This is a genomic window from Pirellulaceae bacterium, from assembly GCA_029243025.1.
Lineage (GTDB): Bacteria > Planctomycetota > Planctomycetia > Pirellulales > Pirellulaceae.
This window is the reverse complement of record JAQWSU010000045.1, coordinates 506,081-526,852: the sequence shown is the minus strand read 5'-3', so window position 1 is coordinate 526,852 and position 20,772 is coordinate 506,081. Positions and strand designations below refer to the sequence as shown.

Sequence of the window (20,772 nt, the reverse complement as noted above, 5' to 3'; positions counted from 1 at the left end):
GGCGAAAGAGGTTACTCCCGGAAACCCCTGTGAAAATAGCAGGAAGTGCTTGTTTAGCTGGTGCTGACCGCGGTCTTCAAAACCAAGGGTTGGTTTTCGGAAGATACCTTGTTCGATCTTCCGCCGACTGAAGTTTTTTTCATGGCGTTTCTGCTGGTCGAGTTGGAACTGTAGGCATTGCTACCTGTTCGTCAGAGTACAGGTAGCAGATCAAATCGCGAAGTTGCTTTTCGCTGAGCGAGTCGAGCAATCCGTCGGGCATGGGTGACTGTCGTGATGGAGTGAGGCTTTCGATTTGTGATTTTTGAAAAACTCTCGAATGTTCGGGCGTCCGTAACTCGATGGCGCCGTTACCACGGTCGATGGCGACCCCAGAGAGAACATTCCCATCCGCCGTTTCCAAGATTGTCATCCGATAGGAAGATGCCAAGGTCGCACTCGGATCGACAATGTTTTGCAGGATGTAGTCGAGATTTTTTCGGCCGGATCCCGTCAGCTCTGGTCCGAAATCTCCACCGTCATCAAATAATCGATGACAATTCGCGCACCGTTTTTTAAAGACCGCCCTGCCCTCGCCCGCGTTTCCAAGCTTGAGGAAGTCGTTACCGAGAATCGATTTGTACCTCGCAATCTGCTGTTGTTGATCGGCTGAAGAGGATCGAGTCACTGGCCAAATACGAGCAATCAGTGCGTTGATAGTTTGTTGCTTCATCAGTTTCATCTGGCGGATCTGGAAATTTGTCACATCCGATGGAGGAATCTTCTTTCTTGAGATGGCATCCAGCAACGCAAATGCCCATTGAGGACGCGACGCCATTGTGTTGATGGCGGCCTGCCTTTCATCCGCATTGTAGGATCGATAGCGGGAAAGTATTTCCTGGGCCACGTTCCCCTGCTTGGTGTTTGAGAGTCCTCGCAAGGCAAATACGCGGACTTCATTGTCTTCTAGCAGGTCGAGCAACAGAAACGCCAGATCGTAATGCGCTTCTTCACTGAGCGTCGAAATCGCTGTTTGGCGATGATGCTTTTTCGCGTTGGGATTGCGTGCCAAGTCTTGCAGCTGTTTTCTCGCGGTTGAATCTCCTAATGCCAACCCAGTCATCAATGCCAGTCGACCAAGCTCTCGATCGGTGTGTGCATAAAGGTCTGCCGATGATGGGGGCCAACGTAGTGCGAGTTGTTGGCTGTTGCGAGTGCGGATTCCTTGCTGAAGTCCACGCAGTAGGTGGATTTGCCGTTTCGTATTGGGCGAGGTCGTAAGTGTTGAAATTATTTTTGTTGCCCAAAATTCAGTGGCGGGTGACGCCCCCAGGCGACGCATCACGAATTCGCTGACCTTGCCGTCGCGTGATGACGCAGCGAGCCGCAATGCTCGACCGGGAGAACGACAAACCAAAGGCTCGATCCCGTACCAGGTCATCAGCGTTAACGTTTCGTCAGCGACATCGTGTTCGGTTAGCAAAGCCTCGCCAATTTTCCATCCAATCGTCTCGGGGAGACGCTGCAAGGCAGATGCCAACTCTAAACGCACGAAGGGTGATGGTTCCTCCCGTGCGAGTTCTGTCAGTTTGACCTTGGTTGATGTCGAAATGGAATTGCGGTCGGTCAATAGTCGAATTGCCCAGACTCGGAGGTCGACTGAACGGTCATCCAGCAGGCTCGCCAGTAGGTGCTCGTTGTCGAGACCGGTAACGTGAAGCGTCCAGAGATAGCGTAATCGGAAGAGGTCATCCAGCTGATGGTTGGCAATCTTTGCGACAAGTTCTTCCTGAAGCGATGTGGTCGATGTGGGGGATTCCATGGATCGCTGTTGTAATTGCAACCGGGCCCGCCGTGCGTACCAAGCGTTGTGATGGAATTGGCGTTTTACCAGTTGTTCATTCGTTTCCTCGGCGAGATCAAAGTCGGTGGGTATCCGCCGAACAGGTTCGTGTATGACTTTGTAGATCCGTCCGCTAGACCGATGGACGCCGTCGTTATCATGGCATTCTCCATAGTCCACCCAATCGCTGATGAATACACCTCCGTCAGGTCCGTAAATTAATTCGAGACCCCGAAACCAGGGGCTGTTGGCCAACATGAAATCGTCTGCGTGGATACCGACGTATCCGGATCCTTTGCGTTGTAGCAGATCACGATTGACGCGGTTGCCATGAATGTTGCAGGTGTAGACGGATTGGCGATAAGTGTCTGGCCAATTGTCACCCAGATAGATCATGCAGCCCGCGTGAGCATGTCCGCCGCCTGCCGAATCGTGGGTGATACCAAATCGAGAACTGGTCCAGTCTCCACCGTGCCAATGACGGTGGTCCGCGCACGAGTCGATTAATTGATAGAGGTGAGGATTGAGGTGCTCACCAAACATCCGTTGATAACGGGCACCCGGGATCATCTGCCAGAGGTGACCGATGACGCAATTGGTGAAAAAACCCTGCCCTCGTTCGTCAAAATCCAAACCCCACGGATTCGTGGTTCCATGGCAGACGATTTCAAAACGCTTTGCACGTGGATGGAAACGCCAAATACCACAGTTGATTTCTTGTCGGCGGGACTTGGGCGTGCCAGGAGATCCGACGAACGATGACCCGAGAATGCCATGGCAACCGTAGAGCCAACCGTCTGGCCCCCAAGTTAGACCGTTGAACACGTTGTGTTCGGGAGTCGTCCATCCGTCCAGAAGAATCTCAGCTGGTCCATCGGGACGATCGTCCCGATCTCGATCTGGAATGAAAATTAAATTGGGTGCGCAACATGCCCAGACACCACCCAGTCCAACTTCGATGCTGGTTAGATTGGGGAGATTGTCTGCGAAAACGTGTTTGGAATCAAAATGTCCATCTTGATTTGTATCCGTGAAGATCAGAATGCGATCTGGTCCGGTAGCTGTTGTAACCCAATCGGGTGATGTGAAACATTGTGCCACCCATAGGCGACCACGATCGTCAATGGTCATGCTGATAGGTTGAGTGACATCCGGTTCGCCTGCGAAAAGAGTGGCGTGAAATCCGCGTGGCAGCGACATGCGAGCAAGCGATTTGTCGGGGGGATCGGGGGTCTGTTGTTTCGCTTGTGTATTAGGAAACTTCTTCGGCAGGCTGTTGTTTTCGTCCCCCTCGCTGATCGATGTTATCGCAAAATAACATGCAAACAGACATAAGCCGCTCCGGAGGGCGATTAGGTAAATCTCCCTGGCGTTTTCAGGACTCGGGGCGATTCTTGGCCGATTGTCTCGAATTTTCATACAGATGTTGGTTGCCGGGTTATCATGGGAAAATAGGGGCTGGCAGCAGGAATCGGAATTGTACGGGAGCAGGATACTGCCCTGCCAGGATACAAAGTTGCTTGCGAGCTGTTTTTTTGTGATGTTTTAAGTTGTCCTGCATGCAGACGAGTTGAGCGGATGCGAGTTGTGTTTCTGTTGGCGGCTTTGCTTTCCATTTGCGCTTCCTCATCAGCGCAAACCAACCGGCATGTGATCCAGCTCAGTGTCGATGGGCTGCACTCAGAAGGCCTCCGGCGACTCTTGGATTCGCAGCCCGATTCATTTGGGAACTTTCAACGCTTTATTGATGAAGGTAGCACGACCTTCAACGCGCGATCGGACTACTCGAATACCTTTACCTTGCCAAATCACACCACGATGTTGACTGGAAGACCCGTCAACCAGTCGGGTGACGATGCGAGCCTGCATCACGGCTATACGAATAATTCTACGCCGCGCGCGAGTGACACATTGCACAATGCTGGTAATCCAAATTTATCGTATGTACCCAGCACTTTCGACATTGCCCATGATTTAGGACTAAAAACCGGGTTCTACGCCAATAAGTCCAAGTTTGTCATTTTTGAACAGTCGTATAACAGCACAGACGAGACGGATGGAGGGCGTCGGGACCAGGCATTGGAAAACGGCGATCAGGGAACAGACAAGATTGATCGCTATCTGTTCCTTAATTCCAATGGCACTTCATCCGAGTTGATCGATCGCTTTGTGCTTGAGATGCCAATCGAAAAGTTTGACTATACGTTCCTGCATCTGGCAGAACCCGACGTGGCGGGGCACAGGTGGGGTTGGCGTACTGAATCCTGGGATGCATCTGTTGCCTTAGTCGATCAACACTTGGGGCGTGTTTTTGAAATGATTGAGCAAAATGATAGCTTGCGTGAAAACACCACCATTGTGCTCACATCCGACCATGGAGGTCTTGGGCTGTTTCATGATGATGCAACGAATCCAAATATGTACACGGTTCCTTTCTTTGTCTGGGGAAAGCAGGTAAGTCGAGGAACTGATCTTTATGAAGTAAGTCGTGGCACTCGTCTGCGGCCACAGAGTGACCAAATTCCTTACGAAGCGCCGTGGCAACCAATACGGAACGGTGACGGCGCCAATCTATCAATGAGTTTACTGGGACTTCCCAGTGTTGATGGATCAATCATTAATGCCCGACAGGATCTCTTGATTGACCACGCGGGACAAGCTGTTTGGCACGGGAGTGATCCAACTGCCGGTGATCCTGGAGATGGTAAGCATTGGGATGATCCGTTGAATTGGTCACGAACTGCTCGTCAGGATACGATTGCCCGCCCAGGAGATCACCTGCTGTTTAGTCTGAATTCCGAATCACAGGTTGTTCATTTGGATGGGCCTCGCACTATTTACTCAGCTGAGTTTCAGGGTGATTATCTTTTGGATGAAGGTGACTTACATATTGTTAGCGGTCTGGTCGACTTAGCAGACAACGTATTCGTCGAGATGAACGGGCGGATGACAAGCGCAACCAGTTTGATCGTACGAGGGACTGGCCTGATAGAGATCAACGGAGTGGTTCCCGATTTGCTTCGGGCAGGCGGCCCTATCGGAGGTGAGTTTGAGGTAGAAGGATCGGCGACGTTTTTCAATGATGTGAGACCCGGTGATCAGATCGGGGCGATTTCAGTCGAGCGAGATCTGACGCTAGGCGGTGCAAGCGTTTTGCAAATGCAAATTGGTGCTGCCGCGGATGGTAGCCCCGTGAACGATTTCATTCATGTCGGAAATCGATTGATTATCCGTGGTGGAATGTCAGTGGAAACCACGGATGACTATCTTGATCCAGTAAACGCGGCGGAATTCGATCAGTTTCGTTTCTTGTCGGTGGGCAGGCGGGTCGGCAACTTGCGTTTTTTTGAATACGACGGTGACTCCTTGAGATTTGATTCTCAAACGGCCACATCGCAAACGCATTTTGCAGGAGATGGATTGTTTCGGATTTTGGAGCACGATGCCAACGGTGTCAGCTTAACGAACTATCGAGCTTTTGCGGGTGACGCAACAGGTGACGGAGCGTTTGATACACAGGACTTGGTTGCCGTCTTTCAATTTGGAACTTACGAAGATGGCGAAAACGGTAATGCCGATTGGCTGTCTGGCGATTGGGATCACGACGGCGATTTCACTACCAGTGATTTGGTGCTTGCACTCGCAACTGGACGCTTTGAGCAGCCGCCGGTGTTCGGTCACGCCGCCGCTCACTTAGTTCCGGAACCGCAGATTGGCTTTTTGTTGCCACTGTTCGTCCTGTGGGTGAGTTGGCGACGCCAACGACCTTTTTAAGTGAGTGGGGAAGCCCGGTGCCGTTTCTGGCTACCATCATTAATTTCAGGTAGGTCAGCTAGTGCGGCTGATATTGCCGCGCGACTTGCTGCGGCGTCACTGTAGTCGCCGGTTTGCATCGATAAGACCAAGTCACTTGAGGAAAACTCGCTGTCGCAATTCCAGTCACCGTCCGCCCAACCTGCGTTTCGTAGAATGTTATCTTCATACAGACCGCGTTGGAAAATCTGGACAAGGTCAGTTGAATCAAACAGGCCATCGAGATTGGCATCACCGTAAGTTGTTCGGAAATGGGAGAAAATCAGTTCGTCTCGATCGCGCGCGTCGACGCGCGCGTCGTTGTTCAGGTCGAATCGAAAATCAGGAGCATCTTGCTGGATTTGCTCGCACAGTAGATCAATGTCTTCGGCTGTCAATTGGCCGTCGTTATTGAAGTCGGCTTTGGAGCCAACTGAAAAGGCCACCGTTTTGGGCTTGATGGAGCGTCCCAGGGGTAAATTGTCGGGTCCCGATTGAAAGCCTGCCGAGCCGCGTAACAGATGTTTGCTGTTGCTGAAAATAGGTGTGCCCGTTGTGTTCTTGTCGGTCCTGTTGAATTCTTCATCGTTCGTCATCGAATTCGTGATCACAATCGCGCCAGGCCGAGCCCCGGGAATGGTGCCATCATAGTTGCGGACATTGTCACCGTTCTCGCTGATGACGAGATACTCGGCTGTGATTTGACCTTCGTAGTCGCCGTTTTGCCCGTCATAGCCGTCGCCAAAACGCAACCCGGCAGTGACGGGACTGTTCGGATCGATTTGGTTTGTATTCTGTGTAATAACGCTCTGCTTCACGACGAGCTGTGGACTACCATAGCCCGCTTCAACTCCCTGGTTATTTTTTTGGAAGACTGAGTTATGGATTGTCACTTGATTCGCGTTACTGCTCGCGATGCCTTCGTGGGTGACGCCTTCAATCCAAGCATTCACGATCTCGAGGTGAGCTCCGTTGTGATCGAGGCCATCGTCTTGGGTGTCAATTACAAAACTGTCGGTGAACTGAGATGGTTCGCCAGACGGATGAACACCTGCAAAGTAGAGTCCGTCGTTGTCATCATCAACGAATCCATTGGAGTTTCCATTCGAGATGTTCTTGATCCATGTATCGGAAATCTTGGCTACGCTTGACGAAAACTCTCCGCCCGTGTCGACATCTGAAATAATTGAGTGGTCGATGGTGATTTGTGATCGCCGTGCACCGAAGGCTTTGCCCACATTGTTGACGACAAAGAGATGGTTGCAGTTGAGGGTTCCATTTCGAACCATCACAACAGGTTGACTGTTCGAATGGCCAAAATTGCGAGCGTTGTCGGCACCGCCGTGGGTCATCAGGGCATAAGAGAATTGTCCATGACCTCCGTCGATTTCAATGCCACCCCAAGCTAAATCTCGGTTCAGCGAATTAAAAAGAAGAGGGCTTTCCATCGATCCCAAGCCAAGGATGGTCCCTTCCACTCGCAAGTTGACTTTGTCGCCAAGAAGTACACGTGTTCCCGGCTGAATGGTCAGCGTGCTTCCCTCAGGGATGAGCAAGTCGTCGGTGATTCGGTGCTCAACGTTGGCATCCCAGACGGTGTCACCGACCAAGGCGCCGGAGTAGTGTTCCACCGGGAACGTCTCATCGATCACCTGGATATCGTACGAGTCATCTGAGCCAGTCAAGGAAAGTTGGAAATCAGCTTCCGCGTTGACGACCGGTGCGTAGGAACCAACCCCCTTCTTGATTTGGACATCGGTCGCATCAAGCTGTTGCAGATTATCCAGTTGCACGGGGATGGAAACGTTACTGTTAACGTTGCCTTGCCAATCGAGGGCTCGAATGACAATGGGAAGTATTTCGTTGGCTCGCACTTGTTGCGGAGCGATGATGGTTCCAATTCGATTGCCAAAAGCGGGCACGGTTGGGATTGCCCATTCACCCGCACTGTTCATACCGACGACATCCAGCAGGAACTCGCCTTGCGGTAGCTTAGCGAACTGAATCGGCTGATCAATGGTTGTAAGCTGACTGTACGCGGCGTCATCCAAGCGGTATCGATAGCGAGTAATTCCTGGTCCGCCGACGAGAAACGAGGTGACGGAATCGTTTTCACTGTCGATGACCACTGGGATAACGGTCGGCCCCGATTCGACATAGGCACCCATGTCGAGGCCCGCGGGACCTGCGGCAATCGCTGGCGATCCAGCTGACAATTGAAATTCTCCATCTTCTAAATTGACAAACTGTGGATCACCTGCGAGGTTGCCCTGCCCAAGTTCGTGAGCGTTGATCGATGTGCCACCCAAGTCGACCATTTCATTTGGCAATAACGAATAATCAACCGATAATTCGGTGGTGAACTTGGGTTGACTGACCAAGTTTTTGAAAAGAAGCTTGTTTTCCCAAAGGATATTTCCTGTCAGTGACGCCCCCCGCCCTGCCCCTTTGACGGCCGTTCCACCAACTTCATTGAATTGAATGACGGCTTTTTTCGAACCCACAAATACGTTGTGCTGGACTGTTGCAAAGGCATCTTCCTTAAGCAACAGTGCATGATCGTTGTCGAAAAAAATATTACGCACGACCGTGATCTCAGTGCGATTGTCATCACCGTTTTGTGGGAGGCCAGTAGCAATGGCGTTGGAGGTCGTGTTCCGCCCGGTATTCTTGCGGAAGTTCATGAACAGATTGCCTTCGATGTGGGCATCTGTCCCGTCGAGGTCGAGCCCGTCGTCGCCTCCGCCTTTGAAAACATTATTCAGGATTTGGAGGACGGGACCCGGTCGTTCCGCTCCGAGGAAATCAATGACATCTCCACCGTTGTCGCTGTTTTCGAAGACGTTGCCGTCGATGATCAGGTATTCACTGTCAGAAATGTGCTCTCCGTGGATTATCTCGCCGCCGCGGGAAGTTGGGAAATGAGAGTTTCTTACAATTAGCGATGGATGATCTAGCTCGAGAATCGTTCCGCTTGTTCCGGACCAAGTAACATGGTCGAGCAGCAGACGCGAATTGGAAATGTCAATCGCTTCTCCCTGGTCATCCCCATGCAACATGTCGGCGTGAGTGATTCGGTTGTCTTGCAGTGTGTCCACAAATTTCAACCCATCCCAACCGGATTCACCCGCGGCTTTGTTAAACGTAATTCGTTGCCAAGGTGTTCCTTCGGCGAGTAATTGGCCCGTGACTTCCAAGTCGGTGTTTTCACGAAATTGAACCACGACACCCGGTTCAATCGTGAGCGTCGCGCCGGATTTCACCGTCACATCCTTCGTGACTTCGTAGGGGGAATCGGCAAGTGACCAAACGGTGTCCACATCGATTGCGCCAGCGACTTGGGCAAGTACCCGACGTGTTTCCAGTGATTCGAAGCAAGCGGAGATGTGACGCGGTCGATGCCTCTTGCCAGCCCGTGTATTCATAGGAATGGTTCGAATCGCTCTCTGATCTGTCGAAAGGAGATCTGTCGAAAGGAGATCCGCCAGGAACAGGGCTGCCTGATTGTCAGTCCGTCCCGAGATCTGTTAGTCTGTTCCGAGCGTCGTAGGCTTACGACAATCCTCATTCTAAGGCAGGGACCCTCTTCTTGCCACGATATTGGCAATGGTGCGGGAATCAATCAAGAAGATGAAACGTGCAAGGGTTCACTGGCTACGATAAACTGTGAAGGTTGAAATGTGGTTATCGTGCTTTTTTCATTTGATTCATTCGTCCGTTCCACCGATGGTTCGGCAAGCCGCAAGGTGTTAGCTGATGCGTTACTTTTCTTTCTGTTTATTGTTTGTGTTCTGCCTTCCCCACTTTCTTCTTGGCGATGATGTGATTCCCGCCAAGCCGAAAGCTCGCTGGTATAAAGGTAATCTGCATACCCACTCGCTTTGGAGTGACGGCAATGATTTTCCAGAGGTGATTGCGGAGTGGTACCGCACGAATGGATATAATTTCCTTGCCATGAGTGACCACAATGTGTTGAGTCGCGGTGCAAAGTGGATCAACGATACGGTGCCGGCAGATCGAGGAGCGATCGGCGGTGTGGCAAGGTACTTGGAACGCTTTGGTGATCAGTGGGTGGAGGTGCGGGAGCACGATGGCCAACGGCAGATCCGGCTGAAACCGATTTCGGAATACCGAGCGTTGGTTGAGCAGCGAGGAGAATTTATTCTCATTCAGGCCGAAGAGATTACGGATTCTGCCGAAGGTTTGCCCGTCCACATCAATGCCTCAAATTTGCGGGATGTGATTAATCCGCAAGGAGGTGATACGGTTCGCGATACGATTCGTAACAACTTAAATGCTGTTAAATCGCAAAGTGTGCAGGCGGGACGACCGATTCTGGCGCATCTCAATCATCCGAATTTCGGTTACGGTGTTACAGCCGAAGATCTTGCCGACGTCGTTGAAGAACGTTTTTTCGAAGTCTACAACGGTCATCCAAGCGTTGGTCATCGAGGCGATGAAAATCACGCGAGTACGGAAAGGTTGTGGGATATTGCGAATACGATTCGCTTGGGTGAAATGCAGGCGGTTCCACTCTATGGTGTCGCAACTGACGATTCCCACAATTATTTTGGTTTGCGAGGCGCTTCGCCAGGTCGAGGTTGGGTCATGGTTCGAGCGACGCATTTGACACCGGAGTCTATCGTGAAGGCGATCGACCGTGGTGATTTCTATGCTTCCAGTGGCGTTGTTCTCAATTCCATTCACTATGATTCGGCTAAGAAGACTTATTCGATCGAGATTGACGCTCAGCCGGGTGAAACCTACACGACTGAATTTATTGGTACGGTAATTGATTACGATGCCACGAGTCGCCCTGTGCTGGATGCTGATCAGCAACCGATTCGAGCCACGCGTCGCTATTCGGGTGACGTTGGTAAGACCCTAGCAGTGGTGAAGGGAGATTCGGCGACCTATCGACTGACGGGTGACGAGTTGTATGTTCGTGCGACGATCACGTCTTCTGCGAAAGCTGAGAATCCCTTTGAAAGCGGGCAACGCCAGCAAGCTTGGGCTCAGCCTGTAGGCTGGCGAAAGCATGTTAAATAGTTGGAGAGGGCCGGCGTGTTACTTTTGTATCGAATCAACGTTGCCACGAGTCGTTAACGGTCTCGCCAGAAATTCGGCACAAATAGGACCACGATGGCGAAAAATTCGACTCGTCCCAACATCATTAGCCAGATGAAATGGAGTTTTGCCAGAGCGGTGAAGTTGCCGTAATTCTCGGTTGCACCCACCGTACCCAAGCCGGGGCCAATGTTGTTCATCATTGCGGCAATTGCACTGGCCGTGTCAAGCAGTTTGTGTTGCGAATCGTTGCCCCAGGTGACATCGGGTTCAATCGTGATGATAAGCAACCAGCTGAGTACGAAGACAATCAGCGCCAGACAAAAATAGACCAGAATGTTTTTGCGTAACTCCGGATCCTCGACGGCTCGTCCTCCTATCTTAAGTGGTCGTACCACGCGTGGATGGTAGGTGTGCTCGATTTCCAGTCGGAGGATTTTGATAAATAGCACGTGGCGAATGACTTTCAGGCCACCACCCGTGCTGCCTGCACACCCACCCACGAACATGAGCAGAAAAAGGATTCCTCGTCCGAAGCTGTTCCAGGCATCGAAGTTATGGGTGCCATATCCGGTGGTTGTGATAATGGAGACAACTTGAAAAAGGCTGTAGCGAAAACCGTTTAAGGCTTCCATCGCGAGCGTGTCTTCTTCGTCCATACGGAAATCGTGGTAGGCGGTTCCAAACAGAATCACGAGCAAGGTGACGATTAGGATCAGACCCGCATAAGTTCGCCACTCCGTATCCGCAAACATGCGTCCGGGTTGGAACCGCAGCACGAAATACAAGAGGGTGAAGTTCGTGCCGGCCAAACCCATGAAGAGAATGATCACGAAGTCGATGGAAACGCTGTGGAAGTGGCCCACACTATCGTTGTAAGTGCTGAATCCCCCGGTTGCCATGGTGCCAAATGCATGGCAGATGGCATCAAACCAACTCAGGCCCATCAGCTGGAGGATGATACTTAAGACCAAATTCAGGATGCAGTACATGGCTGCAAAAAGCCAGGCCGTGTGTTGCATTCGAGATTGGCTGCTGTCTTTGCTCGGCCCTGGCATTTCTGCTCGCATCATCGCCTTGCCAGCAGAGCCTTGGCCCAGGATCACAACAAACAGCACGATAATGCCGAGCCCGCCCAGGAAATGGGTACTGCTCCGCCAGAACAGCATGCAGTGTGAAACGAGGAATGGATCCTCCAGGTCGGACATGACTGTCGCGCCAGTCGTGCTAAAACCGGATTGCGATTCGAACATCGAATCGGTGATCGTCATCCGCACCCACTGCAAACGGTAATTGTTTATCCGGTCGTCGGGGCCGGGAGTTCCTGGCAAGAGGACGATACTTTGCCAGTCGCGATTCTTCCTTAAATTGGCGAGAACCTCGGCTGCATTCGCGCGGAATTTTGTGAGTTGCTGATGGGTGAGCCCCTTCGCACCCGCTTCCGATAACGCATGAATGACTTCGTAGCTTTCGCTCGGTAACGGGGGTACGGTTTTCCACGACGACCACCGCCAAGATTCGAAGTCGAAGATTTGAAAGGACTCGGAGGGCGCATTCAGTCGCACCGATGAACTGCGATAGGTGTCGCTGAGAATAAAAGGTAACGCACCGAGGATCGTGGCCAGCACCCAACTCAAACCCACAATCGCCATCGCTTCCTTGCGGTAGATCTCACCTTTTGCGAATCGCCCCCACCATTTAAGCCCGATTCCGACCGCGACACTGATGGCGATGCTGCAGAGTAACGCGATGAAACCATCAGTCTCAAACCGTGCCGCTGAGTTTAAGGTTTCTTCTCGCTGGCCCAGTTGAGGCAATGCCCACGGTAGGCTGAACACCATGGTGGCACCAATCAGCAGGCAGATGGTACCCAAATGTTTGGCCAGCAGTCTAAGATTCATGATGCGGTTCGACTTAACTCGCAGCTTTGTTATTGAACAATGTCAGCATGTCTTCGGCTGCGGAGTCATCGACCAATGCCACCACAAGGTCACCCGTTTTGAGGCGATCATTTGCGCCGGGAACTCGGACAAACTCATGCCGCATAACTGCCAAAATCAAGCATGACGGGGGAAGCGGCAAGCTCAGTAAATCGAAGTGAGTCGCCCGAGCACCTTCGTTGACTTCAATTTCAAAGACGCCGATGTTTCCGCCCGGCAACATGGATCGTGAAATGACAGGTCCTTTGTTAAGAAAGCTTAGGATCTGTTTTGCCATGACGTCCCGAGGACTAACGGCCAAGTTAATGCCAAGTTTTCCGACAACATTTGCGTAATCGGGCCGTTGCACGATCGCCATCATGCGTTTACAGCCAATGTCTTTGGCCTCAACACAAGCCATGATGTTGTTTTCGTCGTCTCCCGTGCAGGCGGCAAACACGTCCGCACTGCCGACTCGCTCTTCTTCTAATACGGCTCGGCGAGTCGCGTCGGCTTGGATGACGGTAACATGAGTCAAGTTGGTTGCCAGGAACTCACAACGTTTCGGATCCGATTCCATCAAGGTGATGGCGTAGCGCCGATCCTCCAGGATCCGACTCAGGTGATATCCAGTTTCGCCGCCGCCGGCGATCACGATGCCGAGTTTCGGGTCTGATTTGCGCTGGAATTTTTCCTTGACGTCGGCGATATCTTGTCGCTGCCCAATCAGCGTGATGCGGTCTTCCAATTGCACATGATCTTCCGCACCGGCTATCCACATCGTGCCATCTCGGTAGATCGTGCCGATGCGCACGCTGCTTGGCAGGCTGAGATCCTTCAACGGTTTTCCAAGCGAGGAGGTGGTGTCTCGGATTGTCAATTCTTGCATCTGGAGTTTGCCATCGGCCAAGCTTTCAATTGCCAGAGATCCTGGTCCACGCATCCCTCGAGCCAACTCCACGGCCGACAAATGTTCCAAGCTGAGGAGTCGGTCAATCTTGAAGTGGCGTTCGTAATCAAAGGTGCTGCGGTCACGAAAGATGGGTCCGAAGGCACGCGCGATGCTCCGTCTGGCTCCCATCTCTTTCGCCATACTTGCTGAGACAAGGTTGACTTCGTCCGATCCGGTGACTGCCAAGCAAATGTCGGCTCCCAGAATATCTGCCTGAAACAAGACACTTGATTCGGATGCGGAGCCAGTGACTGCTCGTACGTCAAGTTCGTCGTTGATCCGTTGAGTATGTTCCGAATCTTTATCGACGATCGTGACGCTGTGCCGATGCTGACAGAGCAGGTCTGCAATCCAGGTTCCGACTGTACCGGCCCCGAGAACGACGATTCTCATGGATTTTGCTCCGCCGATTGATCAGCGTGAAGCGGTATGCACGGCGGTCCCTTTCCTTTGGTGTTTAGCATCGCATCAGAAATCAGGAGTTCGTCAATGATTTTTCCACCGAGAATGGTTTCATCTACAATACGTTCGACATCAGCGAGGCTCACCTTCCCGTACCAGATTCCTGCCGGATAGATGACCACGGTTGGCCCCAGTTCACATTGATCAAGACAGCCGGCAAGATTCGCACGAACTTGTGCTCGCAGTCCGCTCTGGGCGATCTTTTCTTTGAAAGCTTGTTTCAGAGATCCATCATCATTTGGGTCACAGCAGCCCCGGGGATGTCCTGAGTTCCGATGGTTGCAGCAGACGAAAATGTGGTGCGTGAACGGGGTCATAAAACTCCTGTGTGCCTCGTGATTAAAGCCACACGGATAAAATCGTCAGCACGCCAAACACGATCGCCATGAAGCCAATCACCCAGAATCCAAACCGAAGAGCGTGCTCCAAAATGGGTTTCATCATTTCATGTCGTGTGGCGGCGTACACGAGGCTGATCACTAAGATTAAAGGCACGCTATACCATATGCGCCCAAACCACAAAGTGGAGAGAATCCAGAGCGTTGCCAATGGAGCCGTCATTATTTACTACTGCCTCACTCGATGAATGCGTGCTATTTGCGTGTGTCCGGGGGACGTTGCTAACAGACTCATGCTTCGCCAATTCGGGGGGTATTGCCAGAGTTAGGATCCAGCCGATTCGTCATCATCCTTTGGCGGCGGCTTACTGCTTGAGTCCTCGGATGTTGTGAATACAGGACCTGCGAATGCGTCATAGATCGCCAATACATTGAGTAAGCCAGCGACCATTGTGTAGAGTGTGCCAAGTTCAAAACGACTTCGTAAGTCGTTGTGCCAATCTGCCAGTTGATCCGATTCCGATTCGAGAACCGGCTGTTTGGGGGGCGCCATTAGACCGCCCCACAGCGGCTCCTTGGGCGGGCGGCTAGCGATGACGCGCTGGCGTTGAATCAAAGCCGGTAGGGCCGGAATGCCAACACCGAACTGACAAATGTAGGGATAACGAATGTCGGGAGCTCGAAAGGAAGCGTAGACAACTTTTCCTTCGCCTAAGGCTAATCCGAAAAAATAGGTGCCCAAGATGCACACCATGAACAGCGCGCCTTTGGCGTATCGCCGCTGATAAAAGTGACCCACGCCTGGCAGTAACCAAGCGAGGAAAGCGGCTAGACCGGGGTTTCTCAGGTTGACCTCGACCGGATGATCCGGATCGGGAGAGCGGACGATCTTGTTCATAGGCTTGCCGATGTGGCCAAGTTACCGGGAATTCCGTATTGTACTGATCGTCGACATCGAAACTAGATCACCTCTCTCGTTGGGGGGGAGCCGCTTCGGCTCCCAACGCTCGTTTGCCGCAGAAATGGGCCGAATTCGACAGGCAAGCCCCCGTTGGGCAGTCGGGGGGCGTCATCTCGTGTCATGATTTCGATACAAAAATGAAGAAGATGTCCCGCCTTTCCTGGCTGGTGGCGACCTGAGTGACTTGACTCACAGATGATGGAAGGCAACTGAGTCAGAGGCTGTTAAGCGGCCTCGGTCACATTTCGGCCGTCGAGGCTTCGGTAAACAGCGTCGATCACATCCGCTTCGATCTCATCTGTGCCGTCCGCTGCCGCTGCCACCAAACTGAGTTCTGCCAGTTGTCGGACGCGCCGCGGTACGCCCTGAGTCAATTCGTGTATTCGCTCCAGAGCGCGGATACCGAAGATTTCTGCCGTGCCACCGACGCGAAGCAGCGCATCTTGAATGTACTCGACCGTTTCGACCACATCCCAGGGGCTAATGTCGATACGCAGGTCGCACATTTCGTTCAGCTTGGCGCCGAAAGAACGGCTACGTTGGCGTTGGCTGGCCAGAACGAGCGTAATTCGAGACTCGGGCCTTTGTTCCGTCAAGGCAAAGCGACTGATGGCGGAGTAAACGGCATCCTCGCAATCTTCGGCGTCATCGAGCATGACCACGGTTGTAATCCGCTGATAGCGATTCGCCGCGAGGCGATCCGAGATGCCCCGCCAGCATTCGACCGGACTCGCATCGGTGGAGGCCAAGTGTCCGAGTCCGGAAGCCAGATTCCAGACAAATTCGGTTCCTGAGAGGCCGAGTAAGTTGATTTTTACGACGTTGCATCCGTTTTGTCGCAATTGGCGAGCAGCAACCTCCAACAGCAGACTTTTTCCGGTGCCCGCTGCGCCCAACAGAAAGCCAAGCCTCCGGCCATTCTCAATCAGAAATTGAAGGCGGGCTAACGCTTCCTCATGGGTGGCGCTTGCAAAGAAATCTGCGGGGTTCAATTGAGCGGCAAACGGTGAGCGGTCCAAAGCCCAGTGGTCGATATACATGCAACTTGTCTCCAAACGCGTTTTAGTCGGCAGAGGACTTTAAATGGTCAGGCAATTCAGGTCAATTGAGGATCGTAAAAGATGATTTTTCCCGCTAGCTTAGCAGCGCAACGCATCGCGTCCGCACTTGATCATCGGTATGTCGAGTCACAACCTTCAAGCATTTGAAACGATTTCGATGCACGAAGTTGGGTAAGCTTGCGTCGCCAGCAGCCCCATGGTTTTGCCAGCACGTAAATCTTTGCCGTTGCTGAACGATGTCGGGGGAAGGGATCACGAACAGTTCGATTGCATCTATCTGCGTTGGAAATGGGGATCGTATGTCGCGTCGTTTTTACAGTCCGGAATCATTGACTCTGGGCAAATATCTTCTAGAGGGGGCTGAGGCTCATCACTTGTTGCGTGTGATGCGCGCGAAGATTGGCGATGAAGTGATCCTGTTTGATGGGGCGGGGGATGAGTTTGAGGCACGCGTCTGCCGTTTGGGACGGAATGATGTCGAATTCGAAGTCTTTAGCCAACGAGCGATCGATCGTGAATTGGCTCGTTCGGTGCATTTTGCCGTCGCTTTACCTCGGGGTGATCGATCTGAGTGGCTGACTCAGAAGTTGGTGGAGTTGGGAGTTTCTGAATTGAGGCCCTGGCAGACGCGCCGCAGCGTTGCGCTGCCGAATGCGAAAACGGTGCAAAGATTACAGCGGCAGGTCATCGAAGCATCCAAGCAGTGCGGGCGAAATCGATTGATGCGGATTGCAGAACCGGTTTCTTTTGAAGAGCATCTTGCCGCCGATCAGCAAGCGACCCGTCTATTCGCTCATCCGACGCATGCGATGCCGGACGCCCATGCACCGGCGATAGGGCTGTCTGAGATGGTTGAGCAGTGCGCCGATCATATGATCGTCGTGGGGATCGGTCCCGAGGGTGGATTCACAGACGACGAAGTCCGGCAGGCCCAACGGCACGGTTGGCAGGCCGTTGATTTAGGAGATCGGATTTTGCGAACCGAAACCGCAGCTTTGGCGATGGCGGCTTGGCTGATGCTGAACACGCCGCCTTGTCCCGAGTTGTGAGACGTTACGAAGGATCGTCTTCTTCTTGGTGTGCCGGCTTGCTCGTTTTGGGTGACTCAGGTTCCTCATGTTCGATTCGGCCAAACAATAAACCACCGACCTCGCCATGGTCCCAGGTTCCGGCGTATCGGTCTCCATCAATGAGCACTCGCGCGTTAAACGTGCCGAGCCCTGGTACGGTTACTTTGTCGAGCGTAATGACCGGAGTACTGGCCGCCCACTTGACTTGAAGTGACAGCGGCACCGTGACGTCATGATCGCCATAGCGAATACGAGCGCGAAACAGCCAGTAATCACCTAGCGGAAGTTTGCTGACGCCCTTGAGTTCATACCGCTCTTCCTTCATTTTTCCCGGTTGTCCGTCGATGGTAAAGTTTCCCACGAGCGTGCTGTTGCTCATCTGTTTTGAAAACTGTGCGAACAGTTTTTGTTGGGGAGTCTTTTCGGGCGGAACTGGCGTTTCGCTCTTGGTTTCTTGACAGATGCCAGGAGCGGTTGTGAGGATAACGCAAAGGATGGTCAGAGACACGACCTTGAAATGGTTTTTCATTGCTTTCCCTTTTACTGTTTGCAGACAAACGGTAAACGACTGGGTGGATAAGTAATTTCTCAGATGTTTCTCAGATACTGGGTCGCCAAAGAGATTTCCTGGAGCGGATCGTTAGCATTTTCTCGTTCAATCGTGAAGTAGCCACGATAATTGAATTCTTCTAGTTGACCAAGCAGGTGAGGGAAATCGGCCGACCCCCGTCCCAATGCAACCTCCAGGCCACGTCCTTGGGCCAGATCCCGTACACCGTCTTTGGCATGGACATGACTGATCATGGATCCGAGGGATTGGACGGCTTCCCCTGGTGAAAATCCATTCGTGATTAAGTTGCCCGGATCCAAATTCACGGTTGCGGTACCTTCTGGCAACGCTTGAATCAATCTGGCTAAGTCTTCACCGCTTTCGGTACCAGTTTCCATGGCTAACCAGGCGCCTGTGCGCTGTCCATAGGTTCCAAGATCGGTGAGTGCCGCGAGTAAAGTTTCCCAACGTGGATTGTTGTCGTCGACTTCGTCTTGAGACGGAACTTGGCCGACCTGATTGATCACGGTGGAAGTGCCCATTGCATAGGCGAACTGCATGGCTGATTTGGTGGCGTCAATGCGACTTTGCAAATCCTCTGCCACGTCGTAGCCGCGGCGTGTGCGGAAGCTGACTGCACAGACTTGCAGGTTGTAATCGTTCAGCCATTTTCGAATCTGCCGCATCGCGGATTCCGACATTTCTCGCGGGTTGAACATGTAGCGAGCATCCAGTTCAACAGCCGTTGCACCCATCCTGGCGATATGCGGCAAAGCTTTCTTGAAAGGCATGCGTAGGCTGGCAACTTGGACACCAATTTTTAAATCTGGCACGAGTGACTCTCTCTCTCTTCCGTCTCGTCAGTTCATTCGTGGGGCGTTGACAGATCCGACATCTGGCAGATCTCGGATCGGGAATAGACACCCCCAGCTATTGCTCAAGCCGCATTCTACCAATAATGTGGGGAGATGAGTTCACACGCGACCCCAACCTGGGAAGGATTTCATGGTCAAGATCCGCCAAATATGTGACTACCTCGAGGCAATTGCGCCGGTTCGCTTGGCCGAGGAGTGGGACAATGTTGGTTTGCTAGTCGGTGATAAGCATCGAACGTTGACCCGCATTATGACTTGCCTAACGGTTACACCGGAGACTGCAGCTGAGGCGATTGAGAAGTCTGCAGAATTGATCGTCACCCATCACCCCCTGCCCTTTCGATCGCTCAAACGATTGACAACCGATTCGACCGTAGGTCGTTTATTGTGGGAGCTGGCGGGGAAGCAGATTTCGATTTACAGTCCGCACACGGCCTGGGATTCGGCGGCTCGTGGAATTAATCAGCAATTGGCAAATAGCTTGGGGCTGGAAGGAATTCAACCACTGGAACCGATCGCTGACGATCCCGATCGCTTGGGAAGCGGTCGAAAAGGTGTTCTTGCGCAGCCGGAATCGCTGACAAACTTTGTGAAACGAGTGAAATCATTCCTTTCGTTGGACGTCTTGCAATATGTCGGCCAACTTGATGCGGAAGTGCGACGTGTAGGAATCGCCTGTGGCAGCGCGGGAACGTTTCTCCCAGCTGCGGCCAAAGCCGGCTGTCAGCTTTTGTTGACTGGAGAAACAACTTTTCATACTTGCTTGGAAGCAGAATCCCTCGGTGTCGCATTGGTTCTGCCTGGACATTTTGCGAGCGAGCGATTTTCGCTGGAGCAATTGGCAACCGTTCTGATAAGTGAATTTCCGGATTTGTCCATTTGGGCAAGCGAGCGGGAAACCGATCCCGTCGCCTGGATTTAGCGATTTGCGAGCTGTGATCGGCTTCAGGAGACGCTAACACCGCTTAGCATGGGGTTTGTTTTTATGCCCGGAGCCCGCAACGGGTGTCTCAAGCTGGCTTGCTTGCGTTGACGGATGACTTGGGGTTTCTAGAATAGAATCGCCCGCTGAGAAACGGATCACCCCTTGCATCGTGTGTTTCCCACCTTCTCTGGGAATCACTCCATCAAATCTCTTGCGAGGAATTCAACGGAGTATGCCCGCTCAATACTTAACGGCGTTACCGGTTTTCGACGAAGTCAAACATGTCGACGAGGTCTTGGATCAAGTTCGTAATTATAGCGAACAGGTGTTGGTTATTGACGATGGTTCAACGGATGGCACGGGCGATTTGTTGAAGCGTCGCGACGATGTTCGTGTTCTCACCCATGCCAAGAACCGTGGCTACGGTGCGGCGTTGATTTCGGCATTTGCCTATGCACAATCGCATCAATTTGAGTATTTAGTCACGATTGACTGTGATGGGCAGCATGTGCCGCAACGAATTCCGGCTTTTGTCGAAGCTTGTGCGGGCCAGGATTTGATTTCTGGGAGCCGTTATTTGCAGCAATTCGACGGCGACAGTGATCCTCCGACGGACCGACGACAAATCAATCAGTTGGTTACCAATCGGTTGAATCAGGAACTGGGTCTCCAGTTGACCGATGCGTTTTGTGGCTTCAAGGCATACCGTGTCTCGGCACTGAATTCTCTGCGCTTGACAGAACATGGTTATGCGATGCCGCTCGAACTGTGGGTGCAAGCCGCCAAGTTGGGTTGGCGCATTAAGGAGTATCCGGTGCCTTTGATTTATCTCGACGAAGACCGTTCCTTTGGTGGTACGCTTGACGACAATCAGACGCGACTGGACTACTATAATCTGGTGGTGGATCGCAGTTTGGCTGCCGTCTCTGGCAGCGAACGTCTCTGTGGAACCGCCGCCAAGGATATCGAGTAATCGCG

The 20,772-nt window shown here is 52.4% G+C and carries 14 protein-coding genes; 5 read left to right on the top strand and 9 right to left on the bottom strand.

Annotated elements, in window-relative coordinates:
• Positions 1-139: 139 nt before the first annotated feature.
• Complete coding sequence (locus tag P8N76_20990) at positions 140-3,241, bottom strand: c-type cytochrome (GenBank protein ID MDG2384159.1); 3,102 nt, start codon at positions 3,239-3,241, stop codon at positions 140-142.
• A gap of 159 nt (positions 3,242-3,400) precedes the next feature.
• Between P8N76_20990 and P8N76_20985 the strand changes: the two genes are divergently transcribed.
• The gene (locus tag P8N76_20985; protein MDG2384158.1) at positions 3,401-5,596 is read left to right on the top strand and encodes an alkaline phosphatase family protein; all 2,196 of its coding nucleotides are present in this window, start codon (positions 3,401-3,403) and stop codon (positions 5,594-5,596) included.
• On the opposite strand, the gene P8N76_20980 is transcribed toward P8N76_20985, so the two are convergent.
• The gene (locus P8N76_20980) at positions 5,593-9,039 is read right to left on the bottom strand and encodes a right-handed parallel beta-helix repeat-containing protein (protein MDG2384157.1); all 3,447 of its coding nucleotides are present in this window, start codon (positions 9,037-9,039) and stop codon (positions 5,593-5,595) included. The two genes, P8N76_20985 and P8N76_20980, sit on opposite strands and share 4 nt — an antisense overlap.
• Before the next feature lie 331 nt (positions 9,040-9,370).
• Here P8N76_20980 and P8N76_20975 point away from each other — a divergent pair, with 331 nt between their 5' ends.
• Positions 9,371-10,663: a hypothetical protein gene (locus P8N76_20975; GenBank protein ID MDG2384156.1), complete on the top strand. Its 1,293-nt coding sequence runs from the start codon at positions 9,371-9,373 to the stop codon at positions 10,661-10,663.
• 53 nt (positions 10,664-10,716) lie between these two features.
• On the opposite strand, the gene P8N76_20970 is transcribed toward P8N76_20975, so the two are convergent.
• From P8N76_20970 to P8N76_20950, 5 genes are all read right to left on the bottom strand, one after another.
• On the bottom strand, positions 10,717-12,582 hold the full coding sequence (locus P8N76_20970; protein MDG2384155.1) for a TrkH family potassium uptake protein: 1,866 nt from the start codon (positions 12,580-12,582) through the stop codon (positions 10,717-10,719).
• Positions 12,583-12,595: 13 nt separating this feature from the next.
• Positions 12,596-13,945 carry a Trk system potassium transporter TrkA gene (gene trkA / locus P8N76_20965; GenBank protein ID MDG2384154.1) on the bottom strand — a complete coding sequence of 450 codons (1,350 nt, stop codon included), beginning with the start codon at positions 13,943-13,945 and terminating at the stop codon, positions 12,596-12,598.
• Positions 13,942-14,331 carry a (2Fe-2S) ferredoxin domain-containing protein gene (locus tag P8N76_20960; protein MDG2384153.1) on the bottom strand — a complete coding sequence of 130 codons (390 nt, stop codon included), beginning with the start codon at positions 14,329-14,331 and terminating at the stop codon, positions 13,942-13,944. The genes trkA and P8N76_20960 overlap by 4 nt, the downstream gene beginning before the upstream one ends.
• A 346-nt stretch (positions 14,332-14,677) precedes the next feature.
• A complete protein-coding gene (locus P8N76_20955) occupies positions 14,678-15,250 on the bottom strand; it encodes a hypothetical protein (protein MDG2384152.1) in 573 nt (190 codons plus the stop codon).
• A gap of 287 nt (positions 15,251-15,537) precedes the next feature.
• Positions 15,538-16,353 (bottom strand): AAA family ATPase, encoded by an 816-nt coding sequence (locus P8N76_20950; GenBank protein MDG2384151.1) that lies wholly within the window; start codon positions 16,351-16,353, stop codon positions 15,538-15,540.
• A 320-nt stretch (positions 16,354-16,673) separates the two neighbouring features.
• Here P8N76_20950 and P8N76_20945 point away from each other — a divergent pair, with 320 nt between their 5' ends.
• Positions 16,674-17,423, top strand: coding sequence for a 16S rRNA (uracil(1498)-N(3))-methyltransferase (locus P8N76_20945; GenBank protein ID MDG2384150.1), 750 nt, complete (start codon positions 16,674-16,676; stop codon positions 17,421-17,423).
• Positions 17,424-17,427: 4 nt separating this feature from the next.
• Here P8N76_20945 and P8N76_20940 read toward each other — a convergent pair whose 3' ends face one another.
• Positions 17,428-17,973 carry a hypothetical protein gene (locus P8N76_20940; GenBank protein ID MDG2384149.1) on the bottom strand — a complete coding sequence of 182 codons (546 nt, stop codon included), beginning with the start codon at positions 17,971-17,973 and terminating at the stop codon, positions 17,428-17,430.
• A gap of 59 nt (positions 17,974-18,032) precedes the next feature.
• A complete protein-coding gene (locus P8N76_20935) occupies positions 18,033-18,827 on the bottom strand; it encodes a sugar phosphate isomerase/epimerase (protein MDG2384148.1) in 795 nt (264 codons plus the stop codon).
• 172 nt (positions 18,828-18,999) lie between these two features.
• Here P8N76_20935 and P8N76_20930 point away from each other — a divergent pair, with 172 nt between their 5' ends.
• Both P8N76_20930 and P8N76_20925 read left to right on the top strand, forming a co-directional pair.
• Positions 19,000-19,791 (top strand): Nif3-like dinuclear metal center hexameric protein, encoded by a 792-nt coding sequence (locus P8N76_20930; GenBank protein ID MDG2384147.1) that lies wholly within the window; start codon positions 19,000-19,002, stop codon positions 19,789-19,791.
• 235 nt (positions 19,792-20,026) lie between these two features.
• Positions 20,027-20,767 carry a glycosyltransferase family 2 protein gene (locus P8N76_20925; GenBank protein ID MDG2384146.1) on the top strand — a complete coding sequence of 247 codons (741 nt, stop codon included), beginning with the start codon at positions 20,027-20,029 and terminating at the stop codon, positions 20,765-20,767.
• Positions 20,768-20,772 lie beyond the last annotated feature (5 nt).

Excerpts from the sequence above, each read along its gene's own strand:
- P8N76_20975 (MDG2384156.1), top strand. The coding sequence starts at position 9,371 with ATGCGTTACTTTTCTTTCTGTTTATTGTTTGTGTTCTGCCTTCCCCAC.
- trkA (MDG2384154.1), bottom strand. The coding sequence starts at position 13,945 with ATGAGAATCGTCGTTCTCGGGGCCGGTACAGTCGGAACCTGGATTGCA.
- P8N76_20960 (MDG2384153.1), bottom strand. The coding sequence starts at position 14,331 with ATGACCCCGTTCACGCACCACATTTTCGTCTGCTGCAACCATCGGAAC.
- P8N76_20925 (MDG2384146.1), top strand. The coding sequence starts at position 20,027 with ATGCCCGCTCAATACTTAACGGCGTTACCGGTTTTCGACGAAGTCAAA.
- P8N76_20970 (MDG2384155.1), bottom strand. The coding sequence starts at position 12,582 with ATGAATCTTAGACTGCTGGCCAAACATTTGGGTACCATCTGCCTGCTG.
- P8N76_20940 (MDG2384149.1), bottom strand. The coding sequence starts at position 17,973 with ATGAAAAACCATTTCAAGGTCGTGTCTCTGACCATCCTTTGCGTTATC.
- P8N76_20950 (MDG2384151.1), bottom strand. The coding sequence starts at position 16,353 with ATGTATATCGACCACTGGGCTTTGGACCGCTCACCGTTTGCCGCTCAA.
- P8N76_20985 (MDG2384158.1), top strand. The coding sequence starts at position 3,401 with ATGCGAGTTGTGTTTCTGTTGGCGGCTTTGCTTTCCATTTGCGCTTCC.
- P8N76_20980 (MDG2384157.1), bottom strand. The coding sequence starts at position 9,039 with ATGAATACACGGGCTGGCAAGAGGCATCGACCGCGTCACATCTCCGCT.
- P8N76_20955 (MDG2384152.1), bottom strand. The coding sequence starts at position 15,250 with ATGAACAAGATCGTCCGCTCTCCCGATCCGGATCATCCGGTCGAGGTC.
- P8N76_20990 (MDG2384159.1), bottom strand. The coding sequence starts at position 3,241 with ATGAAAATTCGAGACAATCGGCCAAGAATCGCCCCGAGTCCTGAAAAC.
- P8N76_20930 (MDG2384147.1), top strand. The coding sequence starts at position 19,000 with ATGGTCAAGATCCGCCAAATATGTGACTACCTCGAGGCAATTGCGCCG.
- P8N76_20945 (MDG2384150.1), top strand. The coding sequence starts at position 16,674 with ATGTCGCGTCGTTTTTACAGTCCGGAATCATTGACTCTGGGCAAATAT.